This is a genomic window from Synechococcus sp. YX-04-1 (genome assembly GCF_030546365.1).
Lineage (GTDB): Bacteria > Cyanobacteriota > Cyanobacteriia > PCC-6307 > Cyanobiaceae > Parasynechococcus.
The window spans coordinates 223839-245186 of sequence record NZ_JAUONZ010000002.1; the positions used below are offsets into that span (position 1 = coordinate 223839).

General features: G+C 61.9%; 21 protein-coding genes and 1 tRNA gene. 10 read left to right on the plus strand and 12 right to left on the minus strand.

The window, feature by feature from the left end:
• Positions 1-22: 22 nt before the first annotated feature.
• Positions 23-2632, plus strand: coding sequence for a leucine--tRNA ligase (gene leuS / locus Q3Y53_RS04500; protein WP_303533380.1), 2610 nt, complete (start codon positions 23-25; stop codon positions 2630-2632).
• A gap of 12 nt (positions 2633-2644) precedes the next feature.
• On the opposite strand, the gene Q3Y53_RS04505 is transcribed toward leuS, so the two are convergent.
• Positions 2645-4243 carry a glucose-6-phosphate isomerase gene (locus Q3Y53_RS04505; RefSeq protein ID WP_303533383.1) on the minus strand — a complete coding sequence of 533 codons (1599 nt, stop codon included), beginning with the start codon at positions 4241-4243 and terminating at the stop codon, positions 2645-2647.
• Between the two features lie 115 nt (positions 4244-4358).
• On the opposite strand from Q3Y53_RS04505, the gene Q3Y53_RS04510 reads away from it, so the two are divergent.
• On the plus strand, positions 4359-5129 hold the full coding sequence (locus Q3Y53_RS04510) for a helicase DnaB (protein ID WP_303533387.1): 771 nt from the start codon (positions 4359-4361) through the stop codon (positions 5127-5129).
• A 156-nt stretch (positions 5130-5285) separates the two neighbouring features.
• A complete protein-coding gene (locus Q3Y53_RS04515) occupies positions 5286-5585 on the plus strand; it encodes a hypothetical protein (RefSeq protein ID WP_303533390.1) in 300 nt (99 codons plus the stop codon).
• A 17-nt stretch (positions 5586-5602) separates the two neighbouring features.
• Here Q3Y53_RS04515 and Q3Y53_RS04520 read toward each other — a convergent pair whose 3' ends face one another.
• Genes Q3Y53_RS04520 through Q3Y53_RS04535 form a run of 4 tightly spaced genes read right to left on the minus strand, consistent with a single transcriptional unit; the run spans position 5603 to position 8798 of the window.
• The gene (locus Q3Y53_RS04520; RefSeq protein WP_226423862.1) at positions 5603-5842 is read right to left on the minus strand and encodes a TIGR03643 family protein; all 240 of its coding nucleotides are present in this window, start codon (positions 5840-5842) and stop codon (positions 5603-5605) included.
• A gap of 37 nt (positions 5843-5879) precedes the next feature.
• Positions 5880-6767: an N-acetylmuramoyl-L-alanine amidase gene (locus tag Q3Y53_RS04525; RefSeq protein WP_303533393.1), complete on the minus strand. Its 888-nt coding sequence runs from the start codon at positions 6765-6767 to the stop codon at positions 5880-5882.
• Positions 6749-8446, minus strand: a complete 1698-nt coding sequence (locus tag Q3Y53_RS04530; RefSeq protein ID WP_303533396.1) for a M61 family metallopeptidase — start codon at positions 8444-8446, stop codon at positions 6749-6751. Before Q3Y53_RS04530 ends, Q3Y53_RS04525 begins: the two co-directional genes overlap by 19 nt.
• A gap of 1 nt (position 8447) precedes the next feature.
• Positions 8448-8798: a DUF1257 domain-containing protein gene (locus Q3Y53_RS04535; RefSeq protein ID WP_226423859.1), complete on the minus strand. Its 351-nt coding sequence runs from the start codon at positions 8796-8798 to the stop codon at positions 8448-8450.
• 72 nt (positions 8799-8870) lie between these two features.
• Here Q3Y53_RS04535 and purN point away from each other — a divergent pair, with 72 nt between their 5' ends.
• Entirely contained in the window at positions 8871-9431 is a 561-nt protein-coding gene (gene purN / locus Q3Y53_RS04540) for a phosphoribosylglycinamide formyltransferase (RefSeq protein ID WP_303533399.1), read from the plus strand.
• On the opposite strand, the gene argC is transcribed toward purN, so the two are convergent.
• On the minus strand, positions 9422-10495 hold the full coding sequence (gene argC, locus Q3Y53_RS04545) for an N-acetyl-gamma-glutamyl-phosphate reductase (RefSeq protein ID WP_303534022.1): 1074 nt from the start codon (positions 10493-10495) through the stop codon (positions 9422-9424). The two genes, purN and argC, sit on opposite strands and share 10 nt — an antisense overlap.
• 137 nt (positions 10496-10632) lie before the next feature.
• Between argC and ribBA the strand changes: the two genes are divergently transcribed.
• Positions 10633-12228 carry a bifunctional 3,4-dihydroxy-2-butanone-4-phosphate synthase/GTP cyclohydrolase II gene (ribBA, locus tag Q3Y53_RS04550; RefSeq protein ID WP_226424421.1) on the plus strand — a complete coding sequence of 532 codons (1596 nt, stop codon included), beginning with the start codon at positions 10633-10635 and terminating at the stop codon, positions 12226-12228.
• On the opposite strand, the gene Q3Y53_RS04555 is transcribed toward ribBA, so the two are convergent.
• The gene (locus tag Q3Y53_RS04555) at positions 12229-12672 is read right to left on the minus strand and encodes a peptidylprolyl isomerase (RefSeq protein WP_226423857.1); all 444 of its coding nucleotides are present in this window, start codon (positions 12670-12672) and stop codon (positions 12229-12231) included. It lies immediately after the preceding gene.
• 40 nt (positions 12673-12712) lie between these two features.
• Here Q3Y53_RS04555 and mtnP point away from each other — a divergent pair, with 40 nt between their 5' ends.
• Entirely contained in the window at positions 12713-13621 is a 909-nt protein-coding gene (gene mtnP / locus Q3Y53_RS04560; RefSeq protein WP_226423856.1) for an S-methyl-5'-thioadenosine phosphorylase, read from the plus strand.
• Here the strand turns inward: mtnP and murQ are convergent.
• From murQ to dnaK, 4 genes are read right to left on the minus strand one after another with little or no spacing between them, the layout of a single operon-like run.
• Positions 13603-14553, minus strand: a complete 951-nt coding sequence (murQ, locus tag Q3Y53_RS04565) for an N-acetylmuramic acid 6-phosphate etherase (protein WP_303533404.1) — start codon at positions 14551-14553, stop codon at positions 13603-13605. The genes mtnP and murQ overlap by 19 nt on opposite strands.
• 3 nt (positions 14554-14556) lie before the next feature.
• Positions 14557-15000 carry a DUF3110 domain-containing protein gene (locus Q3Y53_RS04570; RefSeq protein ID WP_303533406.1) on the minus strand — a complete coding sequence of 148 codons (444 nt, stop codon included), beginning with the start codon at positions 14998-15000 and terminating at the stop codon, positions 14557-14559.
• Between the two features lie 44 nt (positions 15001-15044).
• Entirely contained in the window at positions 15045-15941 is an 897-nt protein-coding gene (locus Q3Y53_RS04575) for a DnaJ domain-containing protein (protein ID WP_226423853.1), read from the minus strand.
• A complete protein-coding gene (dnaK, locus tag Q3Y53_RS04580; RefSeq protein ID WP_303533408.1) occupies positions 15925-17916 on the minus strand; it encodes a molecular chaperone DnaK in 1992 nt (663 codons plus the stop codon). Before dnaK ends, Q3Y53_RS04575 begins: the two co-directional genes overlap by 17 nt.
• A gap of 124 nt (positions 17917-18040) precedes the next feature.
• Between dnaK and pstC the strand changes: the two genes are divergently transcribed.
• The 3 genes from pstC to pstB are packed head-to-tail and all read left to right on the plus strand — an operon-like array spanning position 18041 to position 20749.
• The gene (pstC, locus tag Q3Y53_RS04585; RefSeq protein ID WP_303533410.1) at positions 18041-18988 is read left to right on the plus strand and encodes a phosphate ABC transporter permease subunit PstC; all 948 of its coding nucleotides are present in this window, start codon (positions 18041-18043) and stop codon (positions 18986-18988) included.
• Between the two features lies 1 nt (position 18989).
• Positions 18990-19907 (plus strand): phosphate ABC transporter permease PstA, encoded by a 918-nt coding sequence (gene pstA / locus Q3Y53_RS04590; protein WP_226423850.1) that lies wholly within the window; start codon positions 18990-18992, stop codon positions 19905-19907.
• Positions 19908-19927: 20 nt separating this feature from the next.
• The gene (pstB, locus tag Q3Y53_RS04595; RefSeq protein ID WP_226423849.1) at positions 19928-20749 is read left to right on the plus strand and encodes a phosphate ABC transporter ATP-binding protein PstB; all 822 of its coding nucleotides are present in this window, start codon (positions 19928-19930) and stop codon (positions 20747-20749) included.
• Between the two features lie 88 nt (positions 20750-20837).
• Here the strand turns inward: pstB and Q3Y53_RS04600 are convergent.
• Positions 20838-20924 (minus strand) — tRNA-Ser (locus Q3Y53_RS04600).
• A 53-nt stretch (positions 20925-20977) separates the two neighbouring features.
• Between Q3Y53_RS04600 and Q3Y53_RS04605 the strand changes: the two genes are divergently transcribed.
• Positions 20978-21346, plus strand: coding sequence for a 2Fe-2S iron-sulfur cluster-binding protein (locus Q3Y53_RS04605; protein ID WP_226423848.1), 369 nt, complete (start codon positions 20978-20980; stop codon positions 21344-21346).
• Positions 21347-21348: the final 2 nt, after the last annotated feature.

Here is a 21348-nt window from a genome sequence, read left to right on the forward strand (position 1 = left end):
AACCTTGCCGAGCGCTGGTTCCGTGAACGCTGCCAACCCTGCCGTCGACGCCAGTGCCCAGAGCGGTCGTTATGACCCCGCTGCGCTCGAGCAGCGCTGGCAGGAGAGCTGGAAGGCGGATGGGGTGGACAGCACCGAAGAAAGCAGTGAGAAGCCTTGCTTCTTTGCTCTGTCGATGTTCCCGTACCCCTCGGGAAGCCTGCACATGGGCCATGTGCGCAACTACGTGATCACCGATGTGATCGCCCGGGTTCAACGAATGCGGGGCCATGCCGTTCTTCATCCGATGGGCTGGGATGCCTTCGGACTCCCCGCGGAAAACGCGGCGATCGAACGCAATGTTGATCCCGGCGAGTGGACCGACCGCAACATCGATCAGATGCGGGCGCAGCTGGATCGGCTTGGCTTGTCGATCGACTGGAGCCGCGAGCAGGCGACCTGCCACAGCGACTACTACAGCTGGACCCAGTGGCTTTTCCTGGAACTCCTTGAAGGGGGGCTGGCCTATCGCAAGAACGCCACCGTCAACTGGGATCCCATTGACCAGACCGTGCTGGCCAATGAACAGGTGGACGGTGACGGCCGCTCCTGGCGTTCCGGCGCCCTGGTGGAACAACGCCAGCTGAACCAATGGTTCCTGCGCATCACCGACTACGCCGAACCGTTGCTTAACGACCTGGATGCCCTCAAGGGCTGGCCGGAACGGGTGCGCACCATGCAGGCCAACTGGATCGGCCGCTCCGAAGGCGCGGAAATCAGCTTCACCGTTGATGGTGCAGAGGATCAGACGATCACCGTGTTCACCACCCGTCCCGACACGCTCGCTGGAGCGAGCTATGTGGTGCTGGCACCGGAAAACGAGCTGGTCGACAGCCTCACCAGCGCTGAACAAAAAGACACGGTGGAGGCCTTCCGCAAGGAGGTGGCTCGACTCAGCACGATCGAACGGACCAGTGATGACCGGCCCAAACGGGGGGTGCCCATCGGCAGTCACGTGATCAACCCCCTGACGGGAGCGGTGCTGCCGGTGTGGATCGCCGACTATGTGCTGGCCGAGTACGGCACCGGCGCCGTGATGGGCGTTCCGGCCCACGACCAGCGCGACATTGCTTTTGCCCAGTCGAATGGACTACCGATCCAGCAGGTGATTGACGCCGAGGGAGCTGCTGAAGCCATCGCTGCAGGCCAGGCCTGGACGGATGCCGGAACACTGATCAACTCAGGTGCTTTCGATGGCACCGCCTCCACCGAGGCCAAGGGCGCCATCACAGGCCATGGCGCCGAGCAGGGTTGGGCCCGCAGCAAGGTCACCTATCGCCTGCGCGATTGGCTGATCTCGCGCCAGCGCTACTGGGGCTGCCCGATTCCCATCATCCACTGCGATGACTGCGGTGCTGTACCTGTGCCGCGCGAAGACCTGCCGGTGGAACTGCCTCGGGGCATTGATCTCTCCGGCAAGGGCGGTTCGCCCCTGAGCCAACAGAGCGACTGGGTCAATGTGGCCTGCCCCTGCTGTGGCAAGCCGGCCAAGCGGGAAACCGACACCATGGACACCTTCATGTGTTCCTCCTGGTATTTCCTGCGGTTTGCAGATCCCCACAACACCGAGAAACCCTTCAGCAAGGAAGCGGTAAACCGCTGGTTGCCGGTGAAGCAATACGTGGGCGGCATTGAACACGCGATCCTGCATCTGCTCTATGCGCGCTTCTTCACCAAGGCACTGAAGGATCGCGGTCTGATCGACATCAACGAACCGTTTGAACGGCTCCTCACCCAGGGCATGGTGCAGGGCATCACCTACCGCAATGCGACCACCGGCAAGTACATCGCTCCAGCGGATGTGGCAGATCCGGAGGATCCTCGCGACCCCAACACCGGCGACAAGCTCGAAGTGTTGTTCGAGAAGATGTCGAAATCGAAGTACAACGGCGTCGACCCCGCGGCGGTGATTGATCGCTACGGCGCAGACACGGCCCGGATGTTCATCCTGTTCAAGGCACCGCCGGAGAAGGATCTGGAATGGGATGACGCCGACGTGGAAGGCCAGTTCCGCTTCCTGCAACGGCTCTGGCGCCTTGTTGAGGCGGGTGCTGGCCGCATCGACTCACTCGAGCCGCTGCAACGGCCAGCCGATTTGACCGATACCGATAGCGGCGTACGCCGGGCGCTACACCTGGCCATCGAAGCCGTCAGCGAGGATCTCAGTGACGAGATTCAGCTGAACACGGCGATCTCCGAGTTGATGAAACTCACCAATGCCATCAGCTCCACGGGCATCGATGCCCTGAGTGCTCCTGTACTCCAGGAGGCTCTCTCGGGACTGGTTCGCCTGCTAGCTCCCTTCGCGCCGCATCTGGCAGAGGAGTTCTGGAGCCGTCTGGGGGGAAGCGGCAGCGTGCACCGTGAAAGCTGGCCGGTGCTGGATCCAACGGCTTTGGTGCAAGACAGCGTTGAAGTGGTGATCCAGGTGAAGGGCAAGGTGCGGGGCAAACTGCAGGTTCCGGCCTCCGCCGGCAAGGAGGAGCTGGAACGGCTGGCCCTGGCCAGTGACGTGGCCGAAAAGTGGTTAGAGGGCGCCACCCCCCGGCGGGTGATTGTTGTCCCCGGAAAACTTGTAAACCTGGTGCCCTGATCCCAGACGGGATCAGCCTTTGCTGAAGCGCATCGAGGCGGGCTGGCTCCAGTCGCCCTGGGCACTGAAACCACGCTGGTTGCCGGTGAGGTGACGCAGGATCCAGAAAATGGATTCGTCGGTGCCATCCCCGAGGGCCAGGCGGATCTCATCGGCGGAACGGGCCACACCGTCGGCCAGGATCGCCTCCACACGGCCTTGCAGGCCAAGAATCGCCGCCGCCGCCTTCTTGCCGGCTTCAACGCCGGGCTGGTGGTAAGCGTTGATGTTCACAAGTTCGCCATAGAGACCGACGGCGCGCTCGAACAGAGCGATCAAGGCACCGAGACGGCGTGAATCAAAGCGGCGCATGCTGATCGTCATGCTCTGGCGCCCACCCTCGGTGAGGGCTGAGCGGGTGCCCTGCAGGAAACCATCGAGGAAGTCGCCAGGGCATTCCCCGTCAATCGTGGGGATATCGCTCGCGTCCTCGAGCACCTCGATGAACGTGGCGAAGAAGTTGTCGACACCATCGCGCAGTTGCTGCACATAGGCGTGCTGGTCGGTAGAGCCTTTGTTGCCGTAAACAGCGATGCCCTGGTGAACGACCTCACCGTTGCGATCCAGGCGCTTGCCCAGGGATTCCATGACCAGCTGCTGGAGGTAGCGGCTGAACACCTCCAGGCGATCGCGGTAAGGCAGAACAACCATGTCACGCTGACCTCGCCCCCCACCGGCCACATACCAGGACGCGGCCATCAGGGCCGCTGGATTGCGGCGTAGATCCGCTGCGCGGGTGGCGGCATCCATCTGAGATGCGCCGGTGAGGAAGTCGCGGATGTCGCTACCGATCAGGGCACCGGGCAGCAGACCAACGGCACTGGTAATGCTGGTGCGTCCCCCCACCCAATCGAACATGTCAAAGCGCTTGAGCCACCCCTCCGCCTGGGCCTGCTGATCCAGCTTGCTGTCGAGCATCGTCACGGCAACGGCCTGTGCGGCCCACTGGCCACCAGCGGCCTCGAGGCGATGGCGGGCCTGCTCCAATCCGAGGTGGGGTTCAGGGGTGCCCCCCGACTTGCTCACCGTCACCACCAGGGTGCGGTTAAGACGACCCTTCAATCCCGCCAGGACGTTGCTCATCCCGTCGGGGTCGACGTTGTCGAAGAAATGAAACGGAAGACCCTCGCCTGGGTTCTGCAGGGCCTTGATCATCAAGGCGGGGCCCAGACCACTGCCGCCGATGCCGATCCAGAGCACATCGGTGAAGGTTTCACCGTTGGGCGCCTTGATCGTTCCGTTGATCACATCGCGCCCGAAGGCCGCGATCAAATCGATTTCCCTGGAGATGTGGTGCTGCAGCTCTGAGGAGGGGGCGAGTTCGGGGGTGCGCAGCCAGTAGTGACCCACCTGGCGCTGCTCATCTGGGTTGGCGATTGCACCGGCTTCCAGCTCCTGCATTGCAGCGAAAGCCTTGTCCATCCGAGGCTGCAGAGCCTGCAGGTCTGCGGCGTTCACGTGCATCCGGCTGATGTCGAGCCAGACGCCCAGATCATCGTGATACCAGCCGAGGTCGCAGAAGCGTTGCCACTGAATATGAGCGTCGGAAGCGTTGAAATCCGGAAAGCTCATGCCTGGCGGACGATGCGGTCTTGCTGAACGTATCCAGAATCTGACGGGATGCCCACGCAAAAGGACACCCCGGCTAGTTTCATGTCACATTCCGCTGACCCCATTTCCAGCCCCCATGGCTGAGCTACTGCGATTGACCACTGGGCTACTGGCGATGGCAGCGAGCCTCTTCCTGGTCGGTCAGTGGTCACAGCCGGTGGCTGATGTTGAGGATCAGTTGCCTGTGGTGGTGGAAGACAGGCTCGAGCCGACCGACTTCACACCGGAAGAACTGAAGCTGCTCCAAAGGCGCTTCGGGGTGCACGGCCCCCAGACGCAGCTTGCCCAGCTGTTCACAAGCAGCGTCGATCAGCTCAAACCGCTGCGCTCATCAACCTTGAATCGCCTGCGGAAGCTGAAACCGGTGATCCTGCGCGAAGCAACGGCGCATCAGGTGAATCCGATGTTGATCACGGCCGTTCTCTTCGACGAGATCCAGCACTCCAAGCCAGGGGAGAGCCTCCCCTTCATCGCCCACTCCGGCCTGGTGAAGACCCATGGTCTCGCGCAGCTCGGCATTGCTGAGCTCATTCATCAGAAGCGACTTTCCGAGAAACCAACGCCGGAAGAAATCACCTGGGCCCGCAATCAATTGCTGGACCCCGAGATGAACATCACCTTGCTGGCGGCGAAGTTCCAACGGCTGAAGTTGGCCCTGGGCCTACCGGACAACTTGATGCTGCAAGCAAGTCGCTCGTATCTCGATGCCAAGGCGATCGCCACCCTCACCTACCTGCACAACGGAAAACTGGATTACCCGGCTCGGGTGCTGGGCTACATGCAGGACCCTGAACTGCACGGGTTGATTTACGGCGGTCATCAACCGAATCCAGACATCACTGTTTAAAAATCCACGGAGAGGAGTTGGCTTTTAGGGGAAGCCAATCCAATCGCTCATCTCCTCATCCCTCAGATGAGGGATAAAAGCCTCACCAAAGATCCCCCAATAGGGGGATGTTGATGTTCCATAGCTGTTTTTACATCGATCCAACTCAGAAGATCGATGAAACAACTCCTGATACCGCTTGCGTTTGGCCTGCTGTTCACAACCGCAGCATTGGCTCAGGTGGATGCCGAGGTGGCTGACCAGTGCAAAGACGCTAGGGATTTCTATGGCTGCGTCAGGGCCTTCACCGCTCCTCCCCAATCCAGAGCTGATCTCGGCCCTCTGGGTGGAGCCATGGGTCAGATGGCTGCAGGTCTGATCTCAGGACCAAGTTTCCGCAGCTCGCCTGCCAACGTCCCAACAGGCGTGATTCCGGTGGGTCTTGTGGAGGGAATCCTGCGCGGCGTCCTTCGCTGAATCGCCGCAGGATGCAATCACTTATGGCAGCTCGCCCGGAACCGATCGGAGCGGCTGGTGGCGGCATGCTTGGTTTTGCGGCCGCTCACCCGCTTGCGCCAGAGCTTGAACGACGACGCTTTCATCTGTTGCCTCATCACAGCAATCACCTGCGGCTCGGAGAGTCCGAATTGAAATTCGATCGCCTCAAATGGAGTGCGGTCTTCCCATGCCATTTCAATGATCCGATCGAGATCTTCGCTGGGGAGCGTTGTCAACGACGCACTGAACAGGATGCTGAACGCTAACGACGCCTCAGGTTACGCAGAGGTCCCCGAGGGCCGCGAGTCGCGTCTGCAGTTTCGACCAGTCAAAACTGCGCGGATCACCGCGTTCTCCGCCCAGATCCACATGGCGATGGGTGGTGATCGCCGCCGGTGGCAGATTGAAGGAGCGGATCCAACCGGACAACACCAAGGCCAACGCGTCGTATTGCTGGGTGGTGTAGCCCGAATGAGAGCCATAGGCATTCGCCCCTGACGGCGGGGTTTCCAGGCTCAGGTGCAAGGCAAAGTTGTTAACGGAGCCCTTGAGCTTCTTGTTGGTGATCGCCCACTCCCCCAGAAAGGCGGAGTAACCCGCGCCGTAGGCACGACTTAACGGGTCCACCAGATCAACAACGCGCCCGTCCTGGCCCACCAACGTGTGATAGCTCACCTGATCTTCATCCCGCGGGTGCGGCGTCATGAAGGTGTTCAAGGCGGAGCTAAGCGAATAGACGGTTTCGTGCAGCACCACCACCCGCGGCGTGGCATCAATCACACGGCCGTAGGCGTCCTTGTCATAGCGATCACCAAAATTGGTGGGATCGATCTTCACGAAGGCCCGCCAGGAACTCGAGCGGGCTTCGAGCTGGTTCAAACGCGACCGCAAAGTGGTGTCCACACCCGAGCACTGGCGGGCCAGTGGAGACCGCCAGGAGCGCGACTTCGGCGGCAACGGCAACGATGAGGAGGGATTGTCTTCCCGTTGGCGACCGCGTTCCATTACCACAGGGGACAGCTCCCCTGGATCCATCAACACCCAGCCGGTCAGTCCCAGAGCCAAAGCCCCCGCTGCAGCAACGCTGATCGCGAGCGACCGGTTCTTATCAACGCGGTTCCAGACACCGCTCCAGCAACGGTTTAAACGATCTCGAACCATCGATCCCGCAACTGCCGTTGTTCCGTTGTGCACCCAGGATCCCAATCCAACACCCAATGGTCCACACCGGTGCCAGGGGAAAGCTGGGTCTCCTTGAGCAGGCTGCGTCGTGAATAGGTGACGCGCACACTCTCCTGCTTCTCAAGCAGAACTGAAAGGTCACTGCTGCGACGCACCCGGTAGCCATTAATCGCCAACAGCTCATCACCCACCACAAGCCCAGCCCCTTGGCCGGGACTGTCCCGGCGCACCCTCTGAATCAAAGCGGCACCCTCAGCATCCTTGAGGGTGAGTCCGTGGTCGGGATGCTTGAGCGGCACAGGGTCCATGCGCAGCCCCAGGGCCTCCACGCAATCAAGGAGGGGAAGGGCCTCGGGCTGGTCCAGCCATTGATCCAGATCCGCCGCAAGATCGGCATCCCATCGAGCCAGGGCGGCCTTGATGTCATCACGGCTGTAGCCACGGGCCTGACGGCCGGGTCCATGCCACAACTCCCGAAGGATCGCGGCCATGGAGTGGCCGCGCTGCCGCAGGCGGACATCCAGGCAGAAGGCCACTGCAGCACCAAGGCGGTAGTAGCTGATCTGGCTGTCCCGCGAAGCTGGCGTCGCCTTGTAAAGCTTGATCCACGCCTCACGGGCACTGGCCGCCAGCGACTGGATCGAACAGCCGGGTGACATCAGCACGCTGGACAGCTCCTCCCCCAAATCCTTGAGCAGGGTCGGCCGATCCGAACACCCCGCTAGCAAGGGCAGGCTGAGGTCGAAGTAGCTGGTGATTCCCTCGGCAAACCAGAGGCCTTCGGTGATCACCGCCTGCCCGTAGTCGTAGGGCCGCAGCTCAACAGGACGCAGCCGCCGCACATTCCACTGATGCAGGTATTCATGGCCGATCAGCTGCAACAGCTGCCGGTAGCCCTTGGGCTTGGCAAGGGCCGCCCAACTGAACTGGAGCACAGCACTGTGATCGTGTTCCAGGCCGCCATAGCCCTGATCGAGCAGTTGCAGAACCAGCTGGTAGCGATCCCCCGCCGGAGGTGGCGTTCCCAGCAAGCGACAGGTTGCACTGCAAACCTTCTCGATGTCGCTGATGAAGCTCGGCGGCCAACCCATCGGCGGCGTGCCGATGAGCAGCAGCTCATGGTTCTTGCCCTCCACTGTGAAGGGTTCCGCCTGAAAGGGCCCCGCATGCAGCGGGCTGTCCACGAGAGCATCGAAATCGGCAGCCACCCAGCCCTGAGCACTGGCCTCCAGCGGCAGATGCACACTCCAGTGCTGCGGAGCCGTGACGGCAACATGGTGCGGCGACCAGCGGCAGCCGTCGATCTCCATCGCCAAAGCGGCAAGGCAGAGCGAGGCGAAATCGGGATCCAGCAACCCGGTGCGGACGGTCAGATCTCGGGCCTCAAGCTGATAGTTGAGCGTGAGCGGGCTGAGATCCGGCAGATCGCAGAGCCATTGGTGCGGCGCCATCCGACGTAGCGGGAGCTCCTCACCGTTGGCATGCAACTGCAGGCTATGGAGGTGCTGGGCATGATCACGCACCGTGTACGACCCCGGCGTCCACACCGGCAGTTGGAAGATCTGGCGTTGGGTCTGCGGTGTCCACTGGATGGACACAGCGATGGTCTGGGTTTGGGGATGGCTCAGATCGAGCCGGATCTGAACCGGTTCGAACACGTCAGTGGGTCTGCAGAATCAGGTCGGCCGAACCCATGTCACCGAGGTGCACTTGGTCGATGGCATGGAGCAGGGCGTAGCGGCGGGTCACCCGCTGCAAGCGCTGTTCAAGTCCCGGCTGGCGGCTGATTCGCTGGATATCGCCATGCATCACGATCGTTCCGTTCTCTCGCTGGGTCCAGCCCAGGGGCATGGCAGAGCCCTGAAACGCCAGCACATCAACGGCGTGGGAGTCGTCCGCGAATCCCTGCAATTCGGTCGTTCGCTCCACCGTGAAGCCCTCATCACAAAGGGCCTGAACCAGACGCTCGAGGTCGGTGAAGACAGTCGGCAGGATGGAGAGATGGGACATAGACCGAACCCCGCTTTGACTGACCCTAGCCACGACAATCGAGCTGACCAGGCCCCGCTGCAGCTGGGGGTGATGGCATCCGGAAACGGCAGCAACTTCGAGGCCCTGGCCCAGGCGATTCAGGCGGGGAACCTCAACGCGCGGATCCAGCGGCTGGTGGTGAACAATCCGGGCTGTGGTGCCCAGCAGCGTGCGGAGCGTCTCGGCATTCCCGTATCGGTGCTCGACCATCGCCTGATCAAGGACCGGCGCGAGCTGGACGGCGAATTGGTGCGCCTGTTTCGTGCCGACCAGGTGGAGCTGGTGGTGATGGCGGGGTGGATGCGGATCGTCACCGATGTGTTGGTTAGCGGCTATTCCGAACGTTTGATCAACATCCACCCCTCATTGCTGCCCAGCTTCCGTGGCCTGGACGCCATCGGGCAGGCCCTGAAGGCCGGGGTGAAGATCACCGGCTGCACGGTGCACATCGTCACCGAGGAGCTGGATGCCGGACCGATCTTGGCCCAGGCCGCCGTTCCCGTCCTCGAAGAAGATGACCACGCCAGGCTCGCCAAACGCATTCAGGAGCAGGAACATCTGCTCCTGCCTAGGGCCCTGGCTGGCCTGAAGCCAACCTGGCGTCAGGGATAGAACGGCTGCAAAGGCAGCCCCGTCTGCGGGGCGAGACCCGCCATCAGGTTGAGGCACTGCACGCCCTGCCCGGCCTGGCCCTTGATCAGGTTGTCGATGGCACTCATCAACACCAGCTGGCCCGTGCGGTTGTCCACCTGAACCGACAGAAGGGCACGGTTCGTGTGGCGCGCCCACTTGGTGGCGGGGTAGGTGCCCACCGGCAGCACTTCAACACAGGGGTGGTGGCGGTAGATCGCATCCAGAACCGTGGTGCAATCCTCGGCGGTGAGTCCGGGGTCGCGCAGGCGGGCATAAACCGTGGAGAGCAGACCACGCACCATCGGCACCAGGTGTGGCGTGAACTGAAGCCGCACCTCCTGGCCAGCCACCTCCATCGCCATCTGCTCGATCTCAGAGGTGTGGCGATGGCCGATAACGCCGTAGGGCGCGATGGATTCCGAGGCCTCCGCCAGCAGCATCGCCTCCTTCGGCACCCGACCCCCGCCGGACGTGCCTGTCTTGGCATCAATGATGATGCCGCTCGCCTCGATCAGACCCTGCTTAAGGAACGGCAGCAGAGGCAGCAGGCTGGCGGTGGGGAAGCAACCGGGAGCTGCAACAAGCTTCGCGTCAGCGATGGCGGGGCCGTTCCATTCCGGCAGGCCGTAGACGGCACTGCTGCAGAGCTCAGCGTCCTGACGGTTGAGGGAGCCAGCCTCCTTGGCGTAAACCTTCAGCCACTGCTCCAGAGAGCGGTAGCGGAAGTCGGCGGAGAGATCCACCACCCGCACACCCCGCTCGAGCAGTTGTGGTGCCAACTGACAAGCCAGGCCGTTGGGGAGGCTCAGTACTGCGAAATCGGAGCAGGCCGCAATTCGATCCGGATCCGCCGATTCCACCGTTGGGTCGTCCGGCAGGGGCAGGAAGGAACAGACAGAGCTCCAGCGTTGACCAGCACTGCGTTCACCACCCAGAAAGCTGACGGAAAGTCCAGGGTGGCCCTGAAGCAGACGGATGGTCTGCAGGCCGCCGTAGCCGGAGGCGCCGATCACAGCAACCCGTCCGCCCTTCACCGTTGCCATCGCTTCAACCGCCGACTTTGTCTTGCCTGCCATTGAACCAATCAGCCAACGATCGATCGTACAGAGATCAATAATGAAGTCATCTCCCGGCGACCAGGCTCCTGAATCCCAGTTCCCTCGACCCAGCAAACGAACCCATCGCGTTCGATGCCATCAGCGACGCCCTTGCGGCGATCCGTAATGGGGAGTGCGTTGTCGTGGTGGACGACGAACAACGGGAGAACGAGGGGGATCTGATCTGCGCGGCCCAGTTCGCCACCCCGGAAGCGATCAACTTCATGGCCACCGAGGCACGGGGCCTGATCTGTCTCGCCATGGAGGGGCAGCGGCTGGACGAACTGGATCTGCCGCTGATGGTGGACCGCAACACCGATGCCAACGAAACGGCCTTCACCGTGAGCATCGATGCCGGCATCGAGCATGGGGTGACCACAGGCATCTCCGCCGAAGACCGCGCTGCCACGATTCAGGTGGCCCTTAATCCAGCCACACGGCCAGCGGAACTGCGCCGCCCCGGGCACATCTTTCCCCTGCGCGCCCGACCGGGCGGCGTGCTCAAACGGGCCGGTCACACCGAAGCCGCCGTGGATCTGGCTCAGCTGGCGGGCCTCAGCCCCTCCGGAGTGATCTGTGAAATCCAGAACAGCAATGGCTCCATGGCTCGCTTGCCGGAGCTGCGCAGCTACGCCGATCGCTGGGGGTTGAAGCTAATCAGCATTGCTGACCTGATCCGCTACCGGCTGGAGAACGAGCGCTTCGTCCGCCGCATGGCTCAGGCCCAGTTGCCCAGCCGCTTCGGCAGCTTTCAGGCGGTGGGATACCGCAACGAACTGGATGGCTCCGAACACGTTGCCCTGATCAAGGGCGAGCCCAATGCCCTGCGGGAACCCGTGCTGGTGCGCATGCATTCCGAATGCCTCACTGGGGATGCCTTCGGCTCACTGCGCTGCGACTGCCGGCCCCAGCTGGAGGCGGCCCTGCGCCAGATCGAGGCGGCAGGCGAGGGTGTGGTCGTCTACCTGCGCCAGGAAGGTCGGGGCATCGGCCTGATCAACAAACTGAAGGCCTACAGCCTCCAGGAAGCGGGGCTCGACACCGTTGAAGCCAATGAGCGGCTCGGCTTCCCGGCTGATCTGCGCAACTACGGCGTTGGCGCGCAGATCCTCTCCGACCTCGGCATCCACCGGCTGCGGCTGCTCACCAACAACCCTCGCAAGATCGCCGGCCTCGGCGGCTATGGCCTGCAGGTGGAGGAGCGGGTGCCGCTGGTGATGGACCCCGGCGCCCACAACGCCGACTATCTAGCAGCCAAGCGAGAGAAGCTCGGGCATCTGTTCGAATCTGAGAGTCCCTGCGTGGTGCTGGCCCTCGCGGTGAATGTGGGCCCGGAAAGCTGGCCCACCATTCGCCAGGAAGTGGAAGCCATCGCCCAACGCCAGGGCTTCAGCCTCGAGGCCCTGCATGAACCACGCCTATTAGCGCTTTGGGATCGACCGCAATTTGTCTGGAAGTTGATTCCCGACGGTGCTGATGCAGCCCCCCTTCTCAAAAACCTGGCGGCCCTAGCAGCGACCGAACGTGTGGGTCTGATGCGCGTTCCTACAGAACGGATGGCCCTGCACCCGCCCCAGACCCTCGAACGGGTGGAGTATCAACTCAATGAGTTGATCAACTTGGGCAGTGACGGACTGCTGGAAAACGGCCCGTCACTGCTGCACTGGACCCGGAGCTGATCAGCCTTCCTGGATCGTCACTTTGTTGATCTTGGAACCGTTGGCGAGCTTCAGCACCACATCCATGTTGCCGGTGTGACCGAACACGGTGTGCACACCATCGAGGTGGGGCTGGCCCTCATGGCAGATGTAGAACTGCGAGCCACCGGTGTTGCGACCGGCGTGGGCCATGGCCAGGGTGCCGGCCTGGTGCTTCTGCTGGTTGATCTCGCAATCGATCTGATAGCCGGGGCCTCCGGTACCAGCCATGCCGCGGGCGCCTTCACGGCTATTAGGGCATCCCCCCTGGGCCATGAAGCCGGGGATGACGCGGTGAAAGGAAAGACCGTCATAGAAGCCTTCCTTGGCCAGCTTCACGAAGTTGGCGACGGTGTTCGGGGCATCGGCTTCGAACAGCTCGAGCTCGATCAGGCCTACTTCAGTGTCCATCAAGGCCTTGGTCATGGTGGCGCGAGCAAAATTGGAGTGTAAAGAGACGCCGACCATGCCCGACCTCTCCCAAGCCCGCGTTGGTGTGATCGGCGGCAGTGGCCTCTATTCGATCCCCGGCTTGCGCCAAGTGGAGGAATGCACGGTCGATACCCCTTTCGGGGCAACGTCCGATCAACTGCGACTGGGTGAGCTCGAGGGGGTCGAAACCGTCTTCCTGGCCCGCCACGGCCGCCATCACCATCTGCTTCCCAGTGAAGTGCCCTACCGAGCCAACATCTGGGCCATGCGTTCACTGGGGGTGCGCTGGCTGATATCCCTCTCGGCGGTGGGATCGCTGCAGGGGGATCTACAACCGCGCGACATGGTCGTGCCCGATCAGTTCATTGACCGCACCCGTGATCGACCCGCCAGTTTCTTCGGCAATGGCTGCGTGGCCCACGTCAGTCTTGCGGACCCCTTCTGCCCCCAGTTGAGTGCCCTGCTGGCCGATGCCGCCGAGCAGGGGTTGCCGGAGGGTCGACGGCTGCACCGCGGTGGCACCTATCTCTGCATGGAGGGACCCGCCTTCTCCACCCGGGCCGAAAGCAAGCTCTACCGCTCCTGGGGCTGTTCGGTGATCGGGATGACCAATCACACCGAAGCCCGCCTGGCCCGAGAGGCAGAACTGGCCTATGCCTCTTTGAGCATGGTCACCGACTTCGATTGCTGGCACGAGGACCACGACGCCGTCTCGGTGGAGATGGTGATCGGCAATCTCCAGGCCAATGCCTCGGCCACCGAACCGATCCTGAGTGGATTGATGCAGCGGCTCAAGCACGAGCCCCCCGCCTCGCCAGCCCACACAGCCCTCGCCGATGCCCTGATCACGCCCAAGGATCAGGTGCCAGCGCAGACCCGCTCCAACCTCGATCTGTTCACCACCCCCTACTGGGGACCGTTCAATCAGGCTTCCGCCAGCTGAGCGGCGCAGGCGTCCAGGGCTGGACGCAGCTGTTGGTCGTGCTGCTGCAGCAGAGCTTCAGCCTGATCCACCGACAACGCCGCAGCGGCCATCAGCAAGGCGAGTTTCACCGATCCGCCGGCGTCCTCCAGAAGTGTCAGCCCCCGCTCCCGCTCCACGCCAGCCAGATCACGCAGAATCCGCAATGAGCGGTCCACCAGCTTGCTGTTGCTGGCGGCCACATCCACCATCCGATTGCCATAGACCTTGCCCAGCTTCACCATCACGGCGGTGGAGAGGGTGTTCAACGCCAGTTTTGTGGCGGTTCCAGCCTTCATCCTTGTGGATCCCGTCAGCAACTCAGGGCCTGTGAGCAGGCGGATGTCGATGTCGCAGGGCAGAGGGGCCTGCTCCGTCGGAACGCAGGCCATAGCGATGGCAAGGGCGCCGATGTTTGTCGCGAACGCCAGTCCACCGCGCACATAGGGGGTGGTGCCACCGGCAGCGATGCCCACCAGGCAGTCCTTGGAGCAGAAGCCTCGCTCCTCGAGATCAGCGCGACCGGCGGCCTCAATGTCCTCAAGCCCCTCAGAACTGCGCAGCAGCGCTGCGGAGCCACCTGCGAGAACGCCTTGCACCTGCTGGGGATCACTGCAGAAGGTGGGGGGGCATTCCGCGGCGTCCAACACTCCAAGCCGTCCGGAGGTGCCAGCACCGAGATAAAAGAGGCGGCCACCGGCACGGAGGCGCTCGGCAACAGCATCAACCGCCTGGGCCAGGGCTGGGGCCACCGCGGCGACTGCTTCCTGAGGGCGACGATCCTCGTCGGCAAACAACTCAACCAGCGCCAGTGTGTCGAGTTGATCCAGGCGTGAACTGCGCTGGTTGCTCTGCTCGGTGAGCAGATGGCCGCGGTCGCTGGAGGGCTGCAGATCGGGGTCAAACACGGCCATGACTCAGAGCAGCCCTTCCAGGCGCCGACGCAGCTCATCCAGTTCAGGATTCGACTCCGGTTCGGTCTCAAGCCCCTGGCGCGCCGGCTCCACGGCCTGCTGCCCAGCCATCGCGTCGTCAGAACCAGCGTCGTCTTGCCAATTGCTCACATCGCGGTTGCTCTGGGGCGGCGCCATGAACAGACGCTCCTCGTCATTGCTGGGCACAAAGCCCGACTCGATCAGCCGGGCCTCGTAGCCGGCCTCACGGCAGAACAGATCAACGTCTTCTCGATCGAGGGCCTCCACCGTGGGAACCGGAAAGTCCTGGGCCTCCAGAAGACCGGCATAACGCTCGGCATCGTCGGGGTTCTCAAACAGAAGAACCACGGTTCGTCCGGCGATTTCAAGCGAGTGGATGCCTTCGCTATCCGTACCGGCATCAAAGAGCAGGACGTGGACGCGCATCGGGAACAACTGTCAGATCAACCGGACCGGAGTCTCACCCATCGTCAACCACCCTGCTCGGATTCGCTCGCCAGTTCCTGCAGACGTCGATAGAGGGCCCGTTCCGCATCACCCAGATCAGAGGGGATCACCACAACGATCTCCACCAGCTGGTCCCCCCGCTCATCGTCCAACTGCAGCCCACGCCCCCGCAGCCGCAGCAAACGTCCACTGGATGAGCCTGGAGGAACCTGCAGCGTCACAGGGCCATCCAGGGTCGGCACATCCACAGCGCAGCCAAGGGCCGCATCCGGCGGGAACAGCATCAGCTTGTAGAGCACCCGCAGACCATCAATCCGCAGCCCGTCGTCGGTCACAACGCGAAGCTGCAGGAAATGATCACGGCCACCGGGGGCAACGCCTTCAAGCCGCAAACGCCAGCCATCTCCTGCCAAGGGAGGTGTATTCAGCTCGATCATCGTGCCGTCATCGAGCGTCAGTTCCACCATGGTTCCCTGGAGCGCCTGATCCGGGGTGAGATGAACCACTGACTCGAGATCTTCCACAGCACGCACCGGCGGCGGTGGCGGCGGTGCCGACACTGGACTTCGGAAGGGTGGATCGGGCTCTTCCTCAACCTGAGCGGCCGATCGACCTGATCCGCCGCCGAAGATCACATCGAGATAGTCCTCAAAATCAGGGAAGCCCTGGGCAAAAGGATCGGCGACATCCGCCCTGGATCCACCCCCCTGCTGCCAGGCCTGGCGCCGGCGGGGATCGCTGAGCACCGCATAGGCCTCATTGACCAACTTGAAGCGCTCCTCAGCAACGGGATCATTGCTGTTGAGATCGGGATGCCAGCGGCGTGCTTCCCGGCGAAAGGCCCGTTTGAGTTGCTGATCCGTGCAGTCGGAATCGACCCCCAGCAGAGACCAGTAATCAGGCTCAGCGGTAGATGTCATCGTCCCAAGGTGCAGGGTCACGACGGCTCAGACCACGGCCACGTTCACCCGGACGGCTGGGAGGACCCCAGGGGTCGTCGTCCCAGTCATCAGCAAACAGCTCATCTTTGAGCGAGCCCAGGGTGTTGCGAATGCCCTGAAGCGGACTGCCATCGGCCTGACGTTCCGCCGACAGACGACGGTTCAACCCGAACAACGCCTCCTCCAGACCACTCACGCAGAGATCAAGCTCCTGAAGGTCATCGTTGGCGAGGCAATCCTGCACGTCACGCATGGCCATTTCAACGGCCCGTTGCTGACGTTCAGCTCCATAGGGCCCCAGCTCGAGTGAGGCATCCCGCAGCCGCCGTTCCGCCTGGGCAAGCAAGGTCTGAGCCCTGTTGCGGCGCTCGATCTGGTTGCGTTTGCGCCTGTCCTCATCAGCCCTGGCTTCGGCTTCCGCCAACAGAGCGGTCACATCCTCCTCATTGAGGTTCGAGCCGCCCTGGATCGACACAGACTGCTTGCGGCCCGTGGTGCGGTCGGTGGCACTGACCTGCAGCAGGCCATTGGCATCGATATCAAAGGCCACCTGCACCTGGGGCACCCCCCGCGGGGCCGGTGGTATGCCGGAGAGACGGAAACGACCGAGGGATTTGTTGTCCGTCGCCATCTGGCGCTCCCCTTGCCAGACATGAATTTCCACGGACGACTGATTGGCTTCCGAAGTGCTGAACACATCGGACTGGCGAACCGGAATCGGGGTGTTGCGAGGGATCAGCACCTTCATCAGTCCACCGATCGTCTCCAGTCCGAGCGACAGCGGGGTGACGTCGTTCAGCAACAGATCCCTGAGTTCGCCCGTGAGGATCCCCGCCTGAACGGCAGCACCGATCGCCACCACCTCATCGGGATTCACCGATTGGCAGGGATCGATCGGCACCAGGGTGCGCACCAATTGCTGCACCATCGGCATCCGCGTGGCGCCACCCACCAGCACGACGTCATCGATGTCGTCGGCCGCCCAGCCGGAGTCGCGCAGGGCCGCTTGAACCGGACTCAGCAGACGATCCAGCAGATCGGGGCAGAGCCCTTCGAAGGTGGCGCGATCCAAGCGGGTTTCGATGTGCAGCGGACCCTCGCTGCCGGTGGCAATAAACGGCAGCGAAATTGGGGTGCTGAGCACGCCGGAGAGTTCCTGCTTCGCTTTTTCAGCGGCTTCCGTCAACCGCTGCAACGCCTGACGATCGCGCCGCAGATCAACCTTGTGCTCTGCTTCAAAAGCATCGGCGAGCCAGTTGACGATGCGCTGATCGAAGTCGTTACCGCCGAGTTGGGTGTCGCCGTTGGTCGCCTTGACGTCAAAAACCCCGTTGGCAATGCGCAGCAATGACACATCAAAAGTGCCTCCACCCAGGTCGAAGACGAGCACCCGCTTGACGGCGCTGCGATCAAATCCATAGGCCAGGGCAGCCGCCGTGGGCTCATTGAGGATGCGCTCCACCGAAATCCCGGCCAAGCGTCCGGCGTCGCGAGTGGCTTGTCGCTGCGCATCATTGAAATAGGCGGGGACGGTGACCACCGCGGCTTCCACCGGTTCACCCAGGTAGGTGGACGCATCATCGACAAGCTTGCGAATGATGCTGGCCACCAGTTCTTCAGGGGCGTACTCCCGCTCGGTCACCGGGCAGGGCACCCGGACCTGTCCCTGGTCATTGGCACTCACTGTGTAAGGCACAGACAAGCTGCTGTCCTCCAGTTCGTCCCAGTCACGACCAACGAACCGCTTCAGGTTGGAAAAGGTGTTGCGGGGGCTGAGCACCAGCTGGCGCCGGGCCAGTTGCCCCACCAGCAGTTCCTGATCTTTGGTGTATCCGACAACGGAAGGGGTGGTTCGTCCGCCCTCGGCATTGGCGATCACGTGGGGACGACCTGCCTCCAGCACAGCGACAACCGAATTGGTGGTCCCCAGATCGATTCCGACGATCCGCCCCATATCCCTGAAAACTTGATCCCCACGCTAACGGCAGGTCCAAACCGGCTCCAGTCCCCCGCTTAAGCCGTTCTTAATGACCTCCAGCGGTTCGGGTCATACGTTGTATGGGCGCGCCCTTGGCTGCATGTCCGACCCGGACAGTCGTTACTTGCTCCGAAGCCGTCCACCTGCGGAAAAGTTGGTGGACAACAGTTTCAAAAACCTCGCCATCGCCATGGCTTCCGTCGTGGCGATCGTTCTCTTCTCCATCTTTGTTGTGGTTTTCCAGGGGAGCCTGGATTCCATGGCTCGCTATGGCTGGCAATTTCTGGTCACCTCGGACTGGAATCCGGTGGACGATCAGTACGGGGCCGGGGCTGCGATCTACGGCACCTTGATCACATCACTGCTGGCGTTGTTAATCGCGGTCCCCCTCGGGGTTGGCACAGCCATTTTCATCACCGAAAACATCATCCCCAAGCAGATCAGGGACGTGATCGGCCTGATGGTGGAACTGCTCGCGGCGATTCCATCGGTGGTGCTTGGCCTCTGGGCCATTTTTGTGATGGAACCGTTCATCAGGCCTGGGCTTGAACTTCTCTATCAGCTGTTCAATTGGTTCCCCCTGTTCAGCACTCCGCCGATGGGTCCTGGCACCATTCCTGCGGTGTTGATCCTGGTGGTGATGATCCTGCCGATCATCACGGCGATTTCCCGTGATTGCCTGAATCAGGTTCCACCGCAACTCCGCCAGGCGGCCTATGGGGTGGGCACAACCCGCTGGGGAGCCATCATCAATGTGATTCTCCCGGCAGCGATTTCCGGAATCATTGGTGGTGTGATGTTGGCCTTGGGCCGCGCCATGGGCGAGACCATGGCCGTGACGATGATCATCGGCAATTCCAACAACTTCAGCGTGTCGCTGCTGGCCCCCGGCAACACCATCGCGGCGATGTTGGCCAATCAATTTGGTGAGGCGGATGGCTCACAGGTGTCATCACTGATGTACGCAGCGTTCGTGCTGATTGTTCTCACCCTGTGCGTGAATATTTTTGCCCAGTGGATCGTGAAGCGTTTGAGCCTGAAGTACTGACATGACACAGACACTCACCCACAACCAAGCCGAGTCAGCATCTGACCTCAGCTACAAACCCCTTCAACGCAGAAACATCAGCAGCAGGGCACTCTCGTTTCTGGCAGCCCTGTTTGCCACGATTGCTGTCCTACCCCTGATCCTGGTGCTGGGTTACGTGCTCGTGCAGGGGGGGGGCAAGATCAGCCTGGCCCTGCTGACGCAACTCCCTCCTCCACCAGGCCTCGAAGACGGTGGCATCGCCAATGCAATCGTTGGAACGCTGGTGGTGACGGCCATCGCTGCACTGATTGCCGTTCCGGTGGGCGTCGGTGGCGGCGTTTTTCTGGCGGAATACTCCCATTCGGGATGGTTCGCTCAGTTCATCCGTTTCGGCACCAATGTGCTGGCCGGGGTGCCATCGATCATTGCTGGCGTTTTCATTTACGGCACGATCGTCACCAGTCGAATTCTGTTTGGGAACGCTTACAGCGCCGCGGCCGGAGGCATGGCACTGGCGGTGCTGATGCTTCCCACAGTGATCAAAACCACTGATGAAGGCCTGAAGCTGGTGCCCGACGATCTCCGGCGTGGTGCCCTCGGCGTGGGGGCATCCCGGTTTGTCACCGTTGTTCGAATCACCCTCCCTGCAGCAATAACCCCGATTGCCACAGGGGTTGTGCTTGGCATCGCCCGAGCAGCAGGGGAAACAGCTCCTTTGATCTTCACCGCTCTGTTCTCACCGTTCTGGTCGGATCTGCTCACGCCGGAAGGGATCTTCGCTCCAATCGCGACCCTCTCGGTGATGATCTACAACTTCGCGATCATGCCCTACGAATTTCACAACGAGCTGGCTTGGGCCGCATCGTTTGTGCTCGTGGTGATGATCCTGGCCCTGAACCTCTTCTCTCGCTGGCTGGCGCGATTTGCTGCCAAATAAACCGCTTCTTACTTAAAACAATGACGACTCTTCAACAGCCCCAAGCCACCGAGTCCTACAACACAGACATCGCCCTTGCCCTGCAGAACGTCACGATCAGCTACGGCAATTTCGAAGCTGTCAAAAACGTCTATTGCGAGATTCCCCGAGGCAAGGTGACAGCCTTCATCGGACCATCCGGCTGTGGAAAGTCAACGGTGCTTCGTTCATTGAATCGGATGAATGATCTGATCGAAGGCTGCTCACTGAAGGGAAGCATTCTGTTTGGGGGCGTTGACCTTTATGGGCCCAGGATTGATCCCGTGGAAGTGCGCCGCCGAATTGGGATGGTGTTCCAACAACCCAACCCATTCCCGAAGAGCATCTACGAGAACATCGCCTTCGGTGCTCGCATCAACGGCTACACGGGAGACATGGATGAACTTGTTGAGCGTTCCCTCCGCCAGGCGGCGGTTTGGGATGAGTGCAAAGACAAGCTGAATGAGAGCGGGTATTCGCTGTCCGGCGGACAGCAGCAGCGCCTCTGCATCGCCCGCACGATTGCGATTCAGCCGGAGGTCATCCTCATGGATGAGCCCTGTTCAGCCCTCGATCCCATCTCAACGTTGAAGATCGAGGAGACGATGCATGAGCTCAAGAAGAGCTTCACCATCGTGATCGTGACCCACAACATGCAGCAGGCCGTTCGCGTCAGCGACATGACCGCCTTCTACAACGCCGAGGCGGTTGAAGGCGGAACCGGAAAGGTGGGTTACCTCGTGGAATTCAACGACACAGACAAGATTTTCAACGCCCCCCAACAGCAGGCCACCCAGGACTACGTCGCTGGTCGTTTCGGCTGATCGTCTGTCATTCACCCCGGCCAAGACTGTGGTTGACATACAGACCTCAAATGGGCAAAAAAAATCCGGTCCTGAAGGACCGGAGAAGCGGAGAGCGAGGGATTCGAACCCTCGATAGAGTTGCCCCTATACAGCATTTCCAGTGCTGCGCCTTCGACCACTCGGCCAGCTCTCCACCGGCTAAATGGGGCAGGTGAGAATGTAGCAGGGCACTGCCAGCTGACCTTCATGCGTCCCAGCCACAGGATCACGATTCATTGGCGCCAGGAGGGTCGCACCATCACCCACGACGTCCCTGAAGGGGACTACATCCTGCGCAGCTTCGAAGAGCAGGGCGACCCGCTTCCCTTCTCGTGTAGGAACGGATGCTGCACTGAGTGCGCCGTTCGCGTGCAGAGCGGCAGCCTCGACCAGCGCGAAGCCATGGGTCTGTCACAGGAGCTGAGGGCTCAGGGCTACGGCCTTCTCTGCGTGGCCCGCGCCGTCGCCCCCCTGGAAGCTGAAACCCAGGATGAGGATGAGGTGTACGAGCTCCAGTTCGGACGCCACTTCGGCAAAGGGCGCGTCACCGCTCGCATTCCCCTCGAGGAGGAATGAGC